14 protein-coding genes are annotated in these 16,731 nt (G+C 37.8%); 12 read left to right on the top strand and 2 right to left on the bottom strand.

Translation table 11 applies throughout. From position 1 onward, the window contains the following. Nucleotides 1-373 precede the first annotated feature (373 nt). The 9 genes from H4J69_RS13050 (at nucleotide 374) to pgi (ending at nucleotide 12,035) form a co-directional block, all read left to right on the top strand. Nucleotides 374-2,644 carry a polysaccharide lyase 6 family protein gene (locus tag H4J69_RS13050; RefSeq protein WP_404842432.1) on the top strand — a complete coding sequence of 757 codons (2,271 nt, stop codon included), beginning with the start codon at nucleotides 374-376 and terminating at the stop codon, nucleotides 2,642-2,644. 85 nt (nucleotides 2,645-2,729) lie between these two features. Continuing rightward, the gene (locus H4J69_RS13045) at nucleotides 2,730-4,895 is read left to right on the top strand and encodes a heparinase II/III family protein (RefSeq protein ID WP_259367753.1); all 2,166 of its coding nucleotides are present in this window, start codon (nucleotides 2,730-2,732) and stop codon (nucleotides 4,893-4,895) included. A gap of 9 nt (nucleotides 4,896-4,904) precedes the next feature. After that, nucleotides 4,905-5,282 carry a cupin domain-containing protein gene (locus H4J69_RS13040; protein WP_182217836.1) on the top strand — a complete coding sequence of 126 codons (378 nt, stop codon included), beginning with the start codon at nucleotides 4,905-4,907 and terminating at the stop codon, nucleotides 5,280-5,282. Next, the gene (locus tag H4J69_RS13035; protein WP_182217835.1) at nucleotides 5,282-6,580 is read left to right on the top strand and encodes an MFS transporter; all 1,299 of its coding nucleotides are present in this window, start codon (nucleotides 5,282-5,284) and stop codon (nucleotides 6,578-6,580) included. Before H4J69_RS13040 ends, H4J69_RS13035 begins: the two co-directional genes overlap by 1 nt. Nucleotides 6,581-6,643: 63 nt before the next feature. Beyond that, the gene (locus H4J69_RS13030) at nucleotides 6,644-7,594 is read left to right on the top strand and encodes a sugar kinase (RefSeq protein WP_182217833.1); all 951 of its coding nucleotides are present in this window, start codon (nucleotides 6,644-6,646) and stop codon (nucleotides 7,592-7,594) included. Between the two features lie 20 nt (nucleotides 7,595-7,614). Further along, complete coding sequence (gene eda, locus H4J69_RS13025; protein WP_182217831.1) at nucleotides 7,615-8,238, top strand: bifunctional 4-hydroxy-2-oxoglutarate aldolase/2-dehydro-3-deoxy-phosphogluconate aldolase; 624 nt, start codon at nucleotides 7,615-7,617, stop codon at nucleotides 8,236-8,238. A 1-nt stretch (nucleotide 8,239) separates the two neighbouring features. Beyond that, complete coding sequence (fbaA, locus tag H4J69_RS13020) at nucleotides 8,240-9,328, top strand: class II fructose-bisphosphate aldolase (RefSeq protein ID WP_182245071.1); 1,089 nt, start codon at nucleotides 8,240-8,242, stop codon at nucleotides 9,326-9,328. Next, nucleotides 9,325-10,302: a class 1 fructose-bisphosphatase gene (locus H4J69_RS13015; protein WP_182243326.1), complete on the top strand. Its 978-nt coding sequence runs from the start codon at nucleotides 9,325-9,327 to the stop codon at nucleotides 10,300-10,302. The genes fbaA and H4J69_RS13015 overlap by 4 nt, the downstream gene beginning before the upstream one ends. Nucleotides 10,303-10,406: 104 nt before the next feature. Next, nucleotides 10,407-12,035, top strand: coding sequence for a glucose-6-phosphate isomerase (gene pgi, locus H4J69_RS13010; RefSeq protein WP_182245072.1), 1,629 nt, complete (start codon nucleotides 10,407-10,409; stop codon nucleotides 12,033-12,035). A gap of 107 nt (nucleotides 12,036-12,142) precedes the next feature. Here pgi and H4J69_RS13005 read toward each other — a convergent pair whose 3' ends face one another. Continuing rightward, on the bottom strand, nucleotides 12,143-12,463 hold the full coding sequence (locus tag H4J69_RS13005) for a hypothetical protein (RefSeq protein WP_182217824.1): 321 nt from the start codon (nucleotides 12,461-12,463) through the stop codon (nucleotides 12,143-12,145). Nucleotides 12,464-12,701: 238 nt separating this feature from the next. Between H4J69_RS13005 and H4J69_RS13000 the strand changes: the two genes are divergently transcribed. The 3 genes from H4J69_RS13000 to H4J69_RS12990 all read left to right on the top strand — a co-directional run bounded on the left by H4J69_RS13000 (nucleotide 12,702) and on the right by H4J69_RS12990 (nucleotide 15,794). After that, nucleotides 12,702-13,466, top strand: a complete 765-nt coding sequence (locus H4J69_RS13000) for a SapC family protein (protein ID WP_182217822.1) — start codon at nucleotides 12,702-12,704, stop codon at nucleotides 13,464-13,466. A 113-nt stretch (nucleotides 13,467-13,579) separates the two neighbouring features. Further along, nucleotides 13,580-14,179, top strand: coding sequence for a YjaG family protein (locus H4J69_RS12995; RefSeq protein ID WP_182217821.1), 600 nt, complete (start codon nucleotides 13,580-13,582; stop codon nucleotides 14,177-14,179). Between the two features lie 46 nt (nucleotides 14,180-14,225). After that, entirely contained in the window at nucleotides 14,226-15,794 is a 1,569-nt protein-coding gene (locus H4J69_RS12990) for a serine hydrolase (protein WP_182222550.1), read from the top strand. A 62-nt stretch (nucleotides 15,795-15,856) separates the two neighbouring features. On the opposite strand, the gene rsmD is transcribed toward H4J69_RS12990, so the two are convergent. Beyond that, nucleotides 15,857-16,441: a 16S rRNA (guanine(966)-N(2))-methyltransferase RsmD gene (rsmD, locus tag H4J69_RS12985; protein ID WP_070375326.1), complete on the bottom strand. Its 585-nt coding sequence runs from the start codon at nucleotides 16,439-16,441 to the stop codon at nucleotides 15,857-15,859. Nucleotides 16,442-16,731 lie beyond the last annotated feature (290 nt).

Raw genomic sequence — 16,731 nt, 5'->3', positions numbered from 1 at the left:
CTTCTGGCGCTTATGGCAAAACTATTAGGTGAGGAATTTTCTGTTTATTAATGTTTTGGTCTAGGTGTAAAGATAACTTCTGTATAAAGGTCTAGCGCTAAATTCAACTTTAATTATTACCAATTGGACGGTATTTGGTAATGTGATTTGGTTGACAATGGCTGTTGATATCAGTTAAATTAAATCGATTGTTAGTTAGAAGTACGATGTGAGCTGTTTTATTACATTAGTAATGGCGTTGGATAAGCCCGAAATGTAAAGGGAAGTGATACTTTTATTTTAGCTAAATCCAATTAATACCAATATGTTGACGTTATTTAATAGTTATTAGTAAAAACGTTAAATTTTACACTTTAATTTCATAGGTTATTTTATGCAGCAAACTAAACTATCACCCTATCTACTGTGTTGTCTCACCATAACATTTTGCTTAATGTTAACAACAAACCAATTAGCGGCAAAAGAATGGTTAGTTGGCGATCAAACGGCGTATAAAAATGCATTGGAAAAAGTAAAGCCGGGTGACAATATTATCTTGTCTGACGGCATATGGAATAACTTTGAAATTTTGTTTAAAGGCGAAGGTACAATACAAAAGCCAATAACACTAAAGGCACAAACAAAAGGTAAGGTTTTCCTGACTGGGCAATCAAATTTGAGGTTGTCTGGTAAGCATTTAGTCGTTTCAGGATTAGTTTTTAAAAATGGTTATACGCCTAGTAGTGCTGTTGTCGCTTTTAGAAGTAATAAAGAAAATTTAGCTTATCATTCACGGGTAACAGAAGTTGTTATTGATAACTTCAGTAATCCTGATAAGCGTGAGTCTGACTATTGGGTGGCTATTTATGGTCAATATAATCGTTTTGATCATAATTACCTCACCGGTAAACGTAATAAAGGGGTAACTCTTGCTGTTCGTTTAGATACAGTAGATAGTCAAGAGAATCATCATAAAATAGATCATAACTATTTTGGCCCTCGCCCTATTCTTGGCTCTAATGGTGGCGAAACTCTTCGTATTGGCACCAGCCATTATTCATTATCAAATTCATACACCTTAGTTGAAAATAATTATTTTGATCGCTGTGATGGTGAAGTAGAAATAATATCAGTTAAATCAGGACAAAATAAAATTCGTAATAATGTCTTTTTTGAGTCGAGAGGTACGCTGACCTTACGCCACGGTAATGGCAATATCATAGAAGAAAATGTCTTCTTTGGTAATGGCGTTGACCATACCGGTGGTATTCGAGTAATAAATAAAGAACAAATTATTCGTAACAATTATCTTGAAGGACTAACCGGTTATCGTTTTGGCAGTGGCTTTACTGTCATGAATGGCGTTCCTAATTCATCTATTAATCGATATCACCAAGTTGATAACGCTTTAATTGAAAATAATTCTTTAATTAATGTTGATCATATTCAGCTAGCAGCAGGAAGCGACCAAGAAAGAAGTGCGGTACCAATTAACTCTAAAGTACAAAACAACTTAATTTTTAATGATAATGGTCAACAACCTTTTACGCTATTTGACGATGTAAGTGGCATTAAATTTAAAGGCAATATTGCAAATACTGTCGCGCTAGAAAAGCTAGCATCAGGTATTAGCCAACAGAATATTGAGCTTAAGCGTGCAGCTAATGGCTTGCTTTACCCTACCGACAAAAAACTTTTGGCTAAGGGAGCTAAAAAGAGTTTATCACCCGTTTTAAAATCAGCAACAGGTCCAAGTTGGTACAAGAAAACTGATGGCTTAGTTGCCTTTGAATCGGGTCATACTATTAATGTTAAAGCAGAAGACGATGCTTTATTTAATGCTGTGGTTTCAGCAAGTAATGGCGATGTCCTTATATTGGCTGATGGAAATTACGATGTTAGAAAGATGATTGATATTAATAAAACGGTATCGATTAAAGCGCAAAATCAAGGCATGGTTAAGGTAACTTTTCAGCGTTCTACCTTATTTCAAATTTCTGATGGAGGTAGCTTAACTCTTGATGGCTTGAATATAAATGGTAGCAACAGTCCCGATGCTTCAGGTAATACCTTAGTTCGTTCACAGAAATGGGGAATGGTTTATAACTACCGTTTTGTTATGCGTAATAGCAAGGTGAGTGGACTTGATATTAATCATTCGTTTCATTTTTTTGACGCGGGTAATGGTTCGTTTGCTGATTATATTGAGTTAACTAATAACCAATTTACCGATATCACCGGTGATTTTCTTCGCTTAAACAAAGAAATTGAAGACTTAGGTATTTATAACGCGGAATATGTCATTTTAAAAAATAACACTTTTGATAATGTACAAGGTGCTTTAGTTAACTTATATCGAGGTGGCACTGACGAAAGTACTTTTGGTCCTCATTTAGCGATGTATAAAAACGCTATTAACAATAGTGGTAATGGTAAGCGTAATAAAACTGGATCGAGTCTTTACTTGCACGGTGTACAGGTTACCAATATCGACAATAATACTTTTACTGATACTGCTGAGATCATTATTGAACATACCGTAGGCGAACCCAAAACAGCTATAAATGATAATAACTTTAAGGGTACAGCAGCGCCTAATGTGAAAGAGCTACATGCCGCAGGCCCGCATACCGCTGTGCTATTAAACAACAAGCAATCTAACTAAGAGCTTCTCTATGAAAATTTCTAATCCAATGTCATTTTATTCACCAATATGGTGTTCAGCAAAAAAGGGGCTATTTCTTATTTCCATGCTGATTACCGCGGTACTGGCAAGTAATAAGGTGATGGCATATACGAGCCCTAATCTTGTTATTACCACTGCGGATGTCGCTGATATGCGTGGTGCTATTGAACAAAATGGACAGTTTACCGAAGCTTTTGTTGCTAATAAATTATTAGTTAATAAGCAAATAATACAAGTGATAACTGTACCTCTACCAAAAGATGGCGGCGGCGGTTATACCCATGAGCGCCATAAGAAAAATTATAAATTGATGTACGATGCAGGGATTATTTATCAATTAACGCAAGATGAAAAATATGCAAATTACGTACGTGACATGTTGCTTGAGTATGCAAAGCTCTACCCTACTTTACCTTTGCATCCAAAAAGAAAAATGGGTAAACAAAACCCAGGTAAACTCTTTTGGCAAAGCTTAAACGAAGCGATGTGGTTGGTATATACCAGTCAAGCTTACGATTTAATTATACCTTCTTTAACATCTGCTGAAAAATCGACCATTGAAAAAGGGCTATTTCATCCTATTGTAAAATTTTTATCTGTCGATTCTCCTGAAACATTCAATAAAGTTCATAACCATGGTACCTGGACAACGGCTGCTGTTGGTATGACAGGTTATGTATTAGGTGAGTTGGACTGGGTAGAACAAGCGCTTTATGGTTTAGATAAATCTGGCAAGGGCGGATTTTTAAGACAGTTAGATGAGCTTTTCTCTCCCGCAGGTTATTACAATGAAGGTCCTTATTACCAACGTTTTGCGTTACTGCCGTTTATTACCTTTGCTAAGGCTATTCAAACCAATCAACCTGAACGTAAAATTTTTGAATACCGTGATGGAATCGTATTAAAAGCGATTGATACGACGATACAATTAAGCTACAACAATTTATTCTTTCCAATTAATGATGCGATTAAAAGTAAGGGTATCGATACTATTGAGTTAGTTAATGGTGTTGCCATAGCCTATGGTTTTACAAAAGACACAGGTTTACTTGATATTGCTAACCTGCAGAAACAGATTTTATTAACTGGCGACGGTTTAAAAGTGGCAAATGCTTTAGATAATCATCTAGCTACGCCTTATAAATTTAAGTCGGTTGCCTTTGGTGATGGTAACGATGGCGAGCAAGGTGCCTTAGTGATCATGCGCCAAAATGTTGGTGGAGAACAAGCGGTACTGTTTAAACCCGCCGCGCAAGGTTTAGGTCATGGACATTTTGATAAACTGACTTGGCAATTTTATGATAAAGGTGAAGAGATAGTCTCAGATTACGGCGCTGCTCGATTTTTAAATGTTGAAGCTAAATTTGGTGGGCGATATTTGCCAGAAAACCAAACATGGGCTAAACAAACTGTTGCGCATAACACCGTTGTTGTTGACGAAAAATCACATTTTAATGCCAATGTTGCCGTGGGTAATGCCAATTACCCTAAACTGGTGTTTTTTGAAAAAGATACTAATGTGACGATCAGTTCTGCACGTATCAATAGTGCTTATGACGGTGTTTCATTAACTCGCACCATAGCGTTAATAAAACTGCCAGAGCAGGAACAATCATTGGTTGTTGATGTTTTTGATGTTATGTCAAAGCAAGCACATCAGTATGATTTACCTGTCCATTACAAAGGTCATTTAATTAGCACAAGCTTTGACTTAAACACCCATTTAACTAGCTTGCCAGTCCTTGGCAAAGAAAATGGCTATCAACACTTATGGTTAAAAGCACAAGCTCAACCCAAGGCTGGCTTATCTCAAATTACTTGGTTAAATGATAATGGTCGGTTTTACACAAACTCGATCGTTATGGACGGTGATGCTTCCTTAATCTTTACTCAGATTGGAGCCAACGATCCGCTCTTTAACTTACGTAACGAAAATGCCTTTATCAACCGTAAAACAAAATCTAAGAATCATACCTTTGTTAGCGTATTAGAGCCGCATGGCGAATATAACCCATCAAAAGAATTTACCATCGCAGCCGTAAGCAGTGTTGAAACATTATCACATCAAAAGATTGATGATATTGATGTGGTAGAAATCATGCTTAGTGGCGATAAACATTATCTATTAGCGTTTAATGCAACTGAAAAAAATCAACGCAATGCATTTTCATTTAATGGCTCAAAATATAAATTTGATGGCCGTTTTAAATTGTTCGAAATTAAAAAATAGAGGTCAACCATGAGTCAAAGTGAAAATTTTTCATTTGGTAATGAAACAGAAATAGAAGATATAGGCGGCGGTTTAAAGCGTCAAATGTTGGGTTACAACCATGAGTTGATGGCAGTTAAGATCTGGTTTGAAAAAGGTGCCATTGGTTACAATCATGCTCACCGGCACTCTCAAGTAACCTATGTTGTTGAAGGAGAATTTCACTTTAACATTAATGGTGTAACTAAAATATTAAAGCCAGGTGATAGCTGTATGATACCACCCCATGCTGACCATGGTGCGACTTGCCATACCGGTGGAATTTTAATTGATACTTTTAGCCCTGCTCGGGAAGATTTTGTCGAAGAAGGTGCTTTTGATCATATTCACAATAAGGAAAGCAGCTAATGAAACTTAAAAATCTCCGTTGGTGGGTTATTACGTTAATCGCAATCGCAACCGTAATTAACTACATTGATCGATCTGCACTTGCTGTATTGTGGCCAGACATCGTTGAAGATTTATTTCCTGATGAATCAGCTTTTGAACGAAAACAAATCTATGCAAATATTTCCATGGTTTTCATTTTATCTTATGCTTTTGGTCAAGCAATTTTTGGCAAGATATTTGATTGGATCGGTACTCGTTTAGGCTTTGTGTTATCTATTGGTGTTTGGTCTCTTGCCACTGCCGCTCACGCATTTGCACAGGGTGTACTGAGTTTCAGTATTTTTCGCGCTATATTAGGTGTTGCGGAAGCTGGAAACTGGCCCGGTGCAGCTAAGAGTAATGCCGATTGGTTCCCGACAAAAGAACGTGCCTTAGCACAAGGTATCTTCAACTCTGGTGCTGCTATTGGCGGTATCATTGCTATTCCGTTAGTGGCCTATTTGACCGTTTATTTCAGTTGGCAAATGGTCTTTGTTGTTATTGGTTTGGTTGGTTTATTGTGGCTTATTCCTTGGATTATATTGGTAAAGGCGCCACCTAAATCACATCCTTGGATCACCGATGAAGAACGCGCATATATTTTAACGGGTCAACGAAATACTAATGTTGATGATTCTTCAACGGAAGACGAATATAACCCAAGTACGGGTGAATTACTGTCACGTAAAGAAAGTTGGGGCGTAATTATTGCTTCAGCGGCTATTGACCCTATTTGGTGGCTATTTGTTTTTTGGATCCCTATTTACCTTAACGAAGTGTATGGCATGGATGTTAAAGCTATTGGTATCTACGGATGGGTACCTTATGTGGGTGCTATGTTTGGTGCTTGGTTTGGTGGTCTTCTTGCACAGAATCGTATAAAGGCAGGCTGGAATATTGATAGAACTCGTAAGTTAACCATTACTTTGGGTTGTTTGATTATGTTGCCAGCACTATTAGCGATGGCAAGCCCTGGTGGACCCACTACAGCGGTAATGATTATGGCTGTTATCTTATTTGGCTTCCAAACCGTTATCAGTAATCTTCAAACATTACCTAGTGACCTTTTTGGTAAAAAATCTGTAGGTACACTCGCTGGATTTTCAGGCATGGCGGCAAAATTTGGCGCATTAGGCTTAACAGCGTTAGTGCCTATTTTAACTGCTGATGGTAACTACACCCCTGCTTTTGTTATCGGTGCGTCTTTAGCTATTATTGCAATGGCCGCTGTTTGGATTCTTATTCCCAAAATAGAACCATTAAAACCTAAAGCTTAAGCATGTAATCATCCGGTAATTAGTTACCGGATAAATTTTAATTAAATTAATAAGGCTATGTAAATGAAGAACATTTATTTATTCGGCGAATGTATGATTGAATTGATGCCTGCTGCACAAGATCAGTCATCTACTCTAATGAAACAATCGTTTGCCGGAGATGTTTTTAACACAGCTGTTTACCTAAAACGCACTTTTACTGACATGAACGTGCATTTAGTTACCGCTGTTGGTCAAGACCCATTTAGCCTTGATATGCTCCAATACTTTGAGAATGAAAATATTGGCTGTGATTTTGTGTTTAAATCGACAACAAAAATCCCAGGTTTATACTCTATTCAACTTGATGAGCAAGGTGAACGTAGTTTCACCTATTGGCGTGAAAACTCTGCTGCTCGCCAAGTAATGCAACACATTGATGATGAAGTGATAAGTCAATTAGCAAAAGGAGATATGTTTTTTTTCTCCGGTATTTCTTTGGCTGTTATTGAGCCAAGTGCTAGAGCAGCATTCTGGCTTTTAATTGATCAATTAAAAGCCGCAGGAGTACAAATTGTATTTGACCCTAATTACCGTCCTCGTATGTGGAGTGGCGCCAAAGAAGCTCAAGATCAGTTTGAATTAGCCTTACAAAAATCAGATTTATCTTTGCCTGGTGTTGATGATTTTCAGCAATTATTTGGTATGACTACCGTTGAAGAAGTTAATCAATACTGTCAGCAATTTGGCTTAACTGAATTAATCATAAAAAATGGCGAGCAAGGCATTTTAGTTGTCGTTGACGGCGAAACGTCTCAATTTGCCATCACCCCAGTAGAAAATGTGGTTGATACAACGTCTGCGGGCGATTCATTTAATGGCGTTTACCTTGGTGCTCGTATTGAGGGGTACTCAGTAAATGACTCAATTTCCTTAGCATCAAAAGCCGCTGGCTTTGTAATACAACATAGAGGTGCTATTGCACCAGCAGATGAGTTTAATCGGTTTATTAAAACTCAACTCGAATTAGTCTAAAAATTTAATAAGGATCATTCATGAAATCATTTTCCACACTGATGGGAAAGCAGACTCTGCTACCTATAATTCAAGCAGACAATGTTGAACAAGGACTTAATATTGCTAAAGCTATGGCCGCCGCAGGTATTGGTTTAGTTGAAGTGGTACTGAGAACGCCAGCATCACTTGATATTATAAAAGCCATTAAGCAAGAACTACCCGAATTAAAAGTAGGTGCTGGTACGGTGCTTGACGCTAATGTTTTAAAGCAAGCACTCGACGCGGGTAGTGATTTTATTATTACGCCAGCAGTATCAAGTCAATTACTGACTGTTTTAGCTAAATGTACGGTTCCTGTACTTCCTGGAGTATCTAATACGGCAGATATACTTTTAGCAAAGGAATTTGGCTATAACGAGCTTAAATTATTTCCTGCTTCATTATCTGGAGGTGCTCCGTTTTTAAAAGCTATGGGGTCAGTTTTTAAAGACATATCTTTTTGCCCAACTGGCGGAATTAAGCAGAGTAATCAAGATGAATATTTAGCATTAACCAATGTATTTGCTGTCGGTGGCACTTGGATTGCTGATGCTAACTGGGTAGAATCGGGGCAATGGTCTAAGATCACAGCTGCTTGTTTAACTGCCCAAGGAATTAATTAATATGAAGAGTTTATCAGATCTAGTCAATAGTGGTTTTGTCTTCGGTGAAGATGTTAGCGTGCTTTTTGATTATGCTAAAAAAAATAAGTTTGCTTACCCTGCGGTTAATGTCATTGGTACTAACTCTATTAATGCAGCACTCGAAGCGGCCAGTGAAATAAACTCACCTATTATTATTCAATTATCATATTCGGGTGCGGCTTTTTTTATTGGTAAAGGGCATAAACTTTCACCTATGGATGCCGCCATTGAAGGCGGTGTTATCGCGGCAAAATATATTAAAGCCGTGGCTAAGTTTTATGATATTCCTGTCATCATTAATACCGACCATGCTTCTAAAAAGCTCTTACCTTGGATTGATGGCTTATTAGCGCACAGCGAGGCACATTTTAAAACAACGGGCGAACCATTATTTAGCTCGCATATGATTGATTTATCTGAGCAAACATTAGTCGAAAATATTGATATTTGTGCTCGTTATCTTAAACGCATGACAGCAATCGGTATGACCTTAGAAATTGAGCTCGGCTGTACAGGCGGCGAAGAAGACGGTGTCGATAATACTGGCCTTGATGCTTCATTACTTTATACCCAACCCGAAGATGTTGCTTATGCTTATGAGCACTTAAGTCGTGTCAGTGATTCATTCACCATTGCGGCTTCTTTTGGTAATGTGCATGGCGTTTATAAGCCTGGTAATGTGCAATTAACGCCTAAGATATTGAAAAACTCTCAAGCCTTTGTTGCCGAAAAATATGCTTTGGGACATAACGCGCTGAACTTTGTTTTTCACGGTGGATCAGGGTCTGCACCAGCAGAAATCACTGAAGCTATTGGTTATGGTGTCATCAAAATGAATATAGATACCGACACACAGTGGGCAAGCTGGAAAGGGGTTGCTGACTATTATCAAGACAATAAAGCTTATCTGCAAAGCCAAATAGGTAACCCTACGGGTGACGATAGTCCTAACAAAAAATATTACGACCCACGTGTCTGGTTACGTAAAGTCGAACTGTCGATGGCTGAGCGTTTAATCCTTTCATTTAAAGAACTTAATTGCCTTAATCGGTATAAGGGAGACTTATGAAACGCTTAGTTCATTGTTTAGAAAACGATAAGGTTGATATTGAACTTATTCTGTTAATTGATACCATTTTAACAGCCTGTAAAGAAATTTCTTTTAGAGTGGGACAAGGCGCATTGTCAAATGTGCTGGGCTCTACCTTAGATGAGAATATTCAGGGTGAAACGCAAAAAAAATTAGACATCATCAGTAATCAGTTACTTAAAGATATGTTGTTAGAGAGTGGTCGCGTTAGAACCATTGCGTCTGAAGAAGAAGACTCGGTGGTTGCGGCAACCGAAGGTGCCCCTTATATTGTCGCCTTTGACCCACTTGATGGCTCTTCTAATATTGATATTAATGGTCAAATAGGCACGATATTTACCATCTATCGCGCCAAAGACGACGTTCCGGCAACCAGCGAATTACAATTTGCTCAACAAGGAACCGAACAAGTATGTGCGGGCTATGTGTTATATGGTCCCTCGACCATGCTGGCGCTGACCACGGGCGGTCCGTCGCGTTTATATACCTTAGATAGAACACAAGGCTGCTACTTACTGACCACCGCACAACTGGAAATACCGACACAGACAGCAGAGTTTGCGGTCAATATGTCAAACTTTACTCAGTGGTCATCGGGCTTTACCGATTACATTAATGCATTACTGTTAGGCAATGAAGGCCCGCGCGCTAAAAAATATAACATGCGTTGGAATGGCGCTATGGTGGGTGATGTTCATCGTGTTTTGTCTCGTGGTGGTATTTTTTGCTACCCCAGCGATACTAAAAATGCTCAGCAACCGGCTAAATTACGTTTGTTGTATGAAGCCAATCCCTTAGCCATGCTTGTTGAAAATGCTCAGGGTAAAGCTTTTACTGAACACGAGCGTATCTTAACAATCATACCATCGCATATTCATCAACGTGTTGCGGTGATTATGGGCTCAACGGAAGAAGTTGATGCATGTTTAGGGTATTTAAAGCCAACGCCCTAATCAGTTGTAATGATTTTTTCGTATAAATATGACCGATAGCTAAAGGTTGCGCTATCATGTGACTTTGTAGTCAGTCTCCTCTTTTAAATTAGGATATAACGGGTATGTTACCAAGCACCCCTGAGTGGAAGTCACTCGTCAATCATTATAATAAAAACGTACCGGTACAAATGCGCGATTTATTTACGCAAGATACGGAACGTTTTAATAATTTTTCACTTTCTGGCGCGGGAATAATGCTCGATTATTCGAAAAACCGCGTTACTGATGAAACCATGCACTTACTCATGAATCTGGCACAATCATCCGGTTTAGTCGATAAGCGTGCTCAGATGTTTAATGGCTCAGCGATTAATACCACTGAAAATCGTCCGGTATTACATACCGCGTTACGTAACTTTTCAGGGAGCGCTGTCTATGTTGATGGTGTCGATGTGATGCCACAAATACAGACAACGCTGGCTAAGCTCGAAATTTTTGTTAATGATATTTCATCAGGTAAAAAAGTAGGCTATACCGGCAAAGCATTTACGGATGTGATTAGTATTGGCATTGGCGGGTCTTTTCTTGGACCTAAAATAATGTCAGAGGCACTAAAGCCTTATCAACAAAGCCAGTTAAACGTCCATTTTATTGCGAACGTTGACGGTTGTCACATTCATGATGTGCTTGCTAAAGTCAATCCTGAAACGACGCTCTTTATTACGTCATCTAAAACATTAACTACCCAAGAAACACTGCGTAATACCGTAACAGCACGTGATTGGTTTGTTGCTACTGCCACCACCGAAAACGTTAAACATCACTTTGCCTGTGTGTCGTCTAATGTTGAGGCCGCGCAAGAATTAGGTATAGATAAAGATAATATTTTTCCGATGTGGGATTGGGTGGGAGGACGTTATTCGGTCTGGTCTGCGATTGGTTTACCTTTAGCTTTAGCGATAGGTTTTGATCATTACCGTGACTTTTTACAAGGTGCGTTTGAAATGGATGAACATTTCACCCAGGCGCCACTTGAAAAAAACCTCCCGGTTATTTTGGCATTATTAGGTATTTGGTACCGAAATTTTCATGGCGCGCAATCACAGGTTTTATTACCTTATTACCATTATTTACGGGGTTTACCGGCTTATATCCAACAGTTGGATATGGAGAGTAACGGAAAATCTATTTCACTTGATAATAAATCGATGTCTTATGATACTGGGCCGATCATTTGGGGAAGCGAAGGGACCAACGGTCAGCACTCGTTTCATCAACTTATTCATCAAAGCAAAACCCCTATTCCTGTTGATTTTTTGATGCCGTTATTCCCCTTTCACGAGATGGGGAATCATCATGACATGCTGGCGTCTAACTGTTTTGGTCAAAGTCAGGCCTTAATGGCAGGGCAAAGTCTCGAAGAAGTGAAAGCGGCAATGAAAAAAGCGAACTGTGATGTATCAGAGATTCAAAAGCTGTCTACACATAAAGTTATGGAGGGTAATAAACCCAGTAACACGCTTTTATTTGAAAAGTTAACACCTAAGGTGCTTGGCAGTTTAATTGCTATGTATGAGCATAAAGTGTTTGTGCAGGGGGTTATTTGGAAAGTGAACTCTTTTGACCAATGGGGGGTTGAATTAGGCAAATCGCTGGGTAATAAAGTACTAACAAAAATAACTGACCCCAGTGAAACGCTAGATATGGATGGCTCAACGAATGCCCTTATTAAGCTTTACAGAGCTCGCTAAATGCTCAAGCTTAGCCAATAGTCGACTATTAGCGCTAGTTTTTTAGCGCTAATTTTTGCTATATTTAAGTGGGATTTATATATTTTATTATCTGCATCTATCAAAAATTAGAAAGTTTGATATTTTAAATATTCGGGATATAAAGTTAAGTAGTCGCACCAAGAACTAAAGCTACGGTATTGAAAACGTTTATCTGTGGCGGTGTACCATTTCGATTCACGAAGTGCCTGTAATCGAAATTTAATTTTGTACCCGTCGATTGCAACATAACAGGCAAGGTTTTCAGTCGTGTTGTTTTTTATTTTAACCTGTGCAAATCCGTCTAAATTACGGCCATAAATAGTTTTTGTTTTTGGCTTCGCATGGACGATATTTGTTAATAACAATATTAATACAGCAAAAAATAGGGTGATGAGTAAGTTTTTCATTAAATTTACATTATTTTCTTTAGATAATAAGGAAGTATTAGCTATTTGATATTCTTTACAAAAGTATAGCTGACTTATTGTGTAGAGTGAAAAGTGATTTAATATTTAAATAAAAAGAACATTTTTTTTTATATACCATTGAAAGCTCTCCCTATTGGCACCATAACTATTTATAACATTATATAAGCGCTAAAATTTTTAAATGAAAAGCGCATGCATTAAAGAGAAGAATATTATTATGGCTAACGTCGTTCCAGTAAGAAAAGATCAACACCAGAATTTAAAAGTTACTACTAAACGTGGCTTAGAACATATTGAGAAGCAACACATTGCTCCAATTACCGCAGCAGAATATACCAAAGCTGCTAACAGCTTTCCTATCTTCTTAGTTAAACAGCCTGAGGGCTCAAGCTTCCGCAGTATCGTTATGCTAGGACTAGAAGCTGGCGAAAACTTATACTATAAAGATGAACGTTGGACTGGTACTTACTTACCACACGGTGCATCTATGATGCCGTTTGGTTTAGGTATAGACCCAGATAAAGAAAAAACGTTAACGACTTATATCGATTTAGACAGTGCTTATGTAGGCGATGATAAAGATAATGCCTTGTTTGACGCTGAAGGTTTGGTTACCGATTTTTATAAAAACGTTCAAGAATCATTAGGCCGTTTATATGAAAATGAAACGATGACAGAACGATTCATGGTTGAATTAGCTGAAAATGATTTATTGCGAGAATTAGAATTGCATATTAATTTCAGTACCGGCGAAAATAAAAAACTGGTTGGTTTATTTGGCATTAATGAGAAAAAACTTCAGGAACTTAGCGAAGCTAAAGTTTTAGATTTCCATAAACGAGGTCTATTTATTCCGATTCATGCGATGTTAGGATCGATTGGTCAAATTAATCGTTTAGCTCAATTACGCAATCTATCTGATAGTGAGCAAAAAGTAACGGCTATTCAAATACAATTTGCTAAAGAAACTGCTGAAGCGTAATCGCTTAACGGTTTTAAAGAGAAGAGCCTTATGGCTCTTTTTTTATATCTAAATAAACGTAATGTTATATTTTGGGATATACTCATTTTTTAAACTTTTCCATGGAGAGTACAGTGGCTATTCAACTTCCTTTTTCCCATTTAAGTCAATGGCAACAGATCGCTTTTTCTGCTGCATTATTAGAGCGAATGATCCCCAATTATAAAGTTTTTTCTGAACATGCAGATTTTGGTGAATTTTCAGTATTACGTAATCAATTAGAGCTTATCTGGCAGTGGCTTGATAAAAATAATCGTTGTAAAATAAATTATGAAGCACAAATAAATAAACTGGAGCCACAAATACCCGATCCAGAAGGTTTTGATTTTTTTGGGGTATTTCCAGCCATTGATGCAACTATGGCAACAATGTCACTTTTACAGGCGATGCAAGATAAAGAGGTAGAAGGCGCTGAAATTGTCTCACGATTATCAGAGAATAGCGTAACTTATTATGTTGAACTGATGATCGCTGATCAAAGAGACGCTAATGACGACAGTGACATTACGACTAAAGAAATAGAACAACACCCATTAATGGAGTGGGAGTTTGATACGCAAAATGAGCTCTATTACGCACTAAAAGATTCTCCTGAAAATAAAGAAACCTGTATTAAAATTAAAGCGATGGTTCTTGAAGAAGGATTATCCAATTTAGGCATTGAAATTACTTAGGATGCACAATCTACTTATTAGAATAACTAAACAATTAGGATAAAAGATGAAATTATTCCACACTATTTTGATGACGGTAGCCTATCTATTTGCCTCTTTAGCTTTTGGTAATCCTGCAAATACGCTTGAACAAAAAAATCAAAATATCGAAAAATCGATTAATAAGGCAATGAATACTTTTCAAGTGCCTGGTGTTGCTGTTGCTATTATTAAAGATAATAAAGTGGTGATGAGTAAAGGTTTCGGTTTAACTGAATATGGTAAAAATAATAAGGTTAATGGCGATACTCTTTTTGGTATTGCCTCTAACACTAAGGCGATGACCGCAGCGTTATTAGCCAATTTGGTGGATCAAGGGAAATTAACATGGCAAACAAAGGTTATTGATATACTCCCTGAATTTCAAATGCCAAACGCTTACGTGACTCGCGAGTTTACCCTACTCGATTTATTATCACACAACAGTGGTTTAGGTCTAGGTGCAGGCGACCTGATGATTTGGCCAGGTACAACGTTAACCAATAAAGATATTATTAAAGGCTTAAAGCATTTACCCGAGGTTTCAAGCTTTCGCAGTGAGTTCGCTTACGACAATTTAATGTATGTTATTGCCGGTGAGATCATCGCAAAAGTTACCGGTAAAACTTGGCAAGAAAATATTAAAGAAACTATTTTTAAGCCGTTAGGGATGAAGAATACTAAAGCAAAGTTTTCACTGATTTCAACAGACAACAAAAATGTTGCTCGTGCTCATGTTCCGTTAGATGGCAAGCTAAATGTGGTTGGTGGTAACTTCTTAGAGCAGTTTTCTTCAGCGGGATCTGTTGCCTCAAGTGTTAATGATATGTCTTTATGGCTCAAAGCGCAGTTAAACCAAGGCGTTTACGGTGATAACAAAAAACTTTTTAGTGAACGTCAAAGCCACAACATGTGGCAAATGCGAACAATATTACCGGTATCAGCTACCGCGACAAAAAATGATAAAACCCATTTTTCTGGTTATGGTCTAGGTTGGTTTTTAAATGATTATCACGGTGTAAAGTTAGTTCATCACAGTGGTGGCATTCTAGGTATGGTCTCTAAAGTTGTTTTAGTTCCAGAAGAAAACTTAGCGATGGTTATTTTAACCAATCAGCAATCGGGATATGCTTTTAATGCGATTTATCATCAAATATTAAATGAATATTTAGACTTGCCTGAAAAAGACTGGGTGGATTTCTATGCGACGATGAGTGAGCAACGAAAAAGTGCAGAAAAAAATCGTTTAGCAGAAGCCGCCAGTAATGTTGATAAAAATTCACGTCATTCTTTACCTTTAAAAGCTTATGCACAAACCTATCAAGATAATTGGTACGGTGATATTGCGATTAACTATGCAAATAATGCTTTAAGCATGCAGTTTGGTCATACACCGGCATTGCGCGGTGTATTAGAGCATTATCAACATAATACTTTTATTGTGCGCTGGGATGATAGAACCTTGGAAGCCGATGCTTTTGTTAATTTTAATCTGAATCCGGATGGTTCAATTAACGAGATAACAATGCAAGCTGTGTCGCGCGCAACCGATTTTAGCTTTGATTTTCATGACTTAAAGCTTAAACCTAAGCAGTAAGCGTTTTATTGATAATGTTAAGCTGGGGGCGTTTAAGGTTAACTCCCAGCGATAAACGAAGGTTACATTTTTTGATATAAACGATAAGCGACTTGTCCGGCTATTTTTTCTTTTAATAGTGTCCAGTTCATGGGCAGCTGTTGGTTATTTTGTTCACTTTCCATTTCTATATAAATCAATGCGTTGTCAGCCAAACTATGTTGGTCTAATCGTTTGGCCGTTTGCTCAACTAAATTTTTGCGAAAAGGCGGATCAATAAAGACAATATCAAATTTGCTGATATTTTTTTCAATGAAACTCAGCGCATCACTATTTACTATCGAGATATTAGCTGATTTCAGTAAACGTTGGTTTTCAAGTAATTGCTGAGCCGCCGCTTTGTTTAATTCTACGAAGCTAACATGGCTTGCCCCTCGCGATAATGCCTCAAAACCCAAACCACCAGAGCCAGCAAAGCAATCTAAACATAGACTGTCTTGAATAAAAGGCATTAACCAATTAAATACGGTTTCTTTTACCCTATCTGTGGTGGGTCTTAAACCTTCTGCCATTAAAACAGGCAGCTTTCGGCCACGGTGTGATCCGCCAATAATACGAATACTGCCTTTATTGTTAGGTTTTGCTGATTGTTTACGTTGTTTGTTCATATCTTACTCAGCTTTTGTTTTTTGTATTGTTTTTAGGTGCTACTATAGCGAGGATTTTATCCTTGTTTAGTGAACTATTGCCATCAAAATGATGGTGCAGAGAAGAATTTATTGTTATGTCAAAGAAAAAAGGTCTATTTTCCTGGTTAGGTTTGGGACGTCAGCAAGAAGAAGCTGTTGAAGAAGTTACAGATGTTGTTGAAACATCAGTAGAAACATCTGATGTTTCTGAAGAAAAAATCGCAGAGAATGTTGAAGAAATTCAAGGTGAAAGCCTTGTAATCGATGAC

It is taken from the genome of Colwellia sp. BRX10-9 (genome assembly GCF_014077405.1).
In the GTDB taxonomy this organism is placed as follows: domain Bacteria; phylum Pseudomonadota; class Gammaproteobacteria; order Enterobacterales; family Alteromonadaceae; genus Colwellia_A.
Note: the sequence above shows the minus strand (reverse complement) of the source record. Positions and strands in the feature narration are given on the sequence as shown.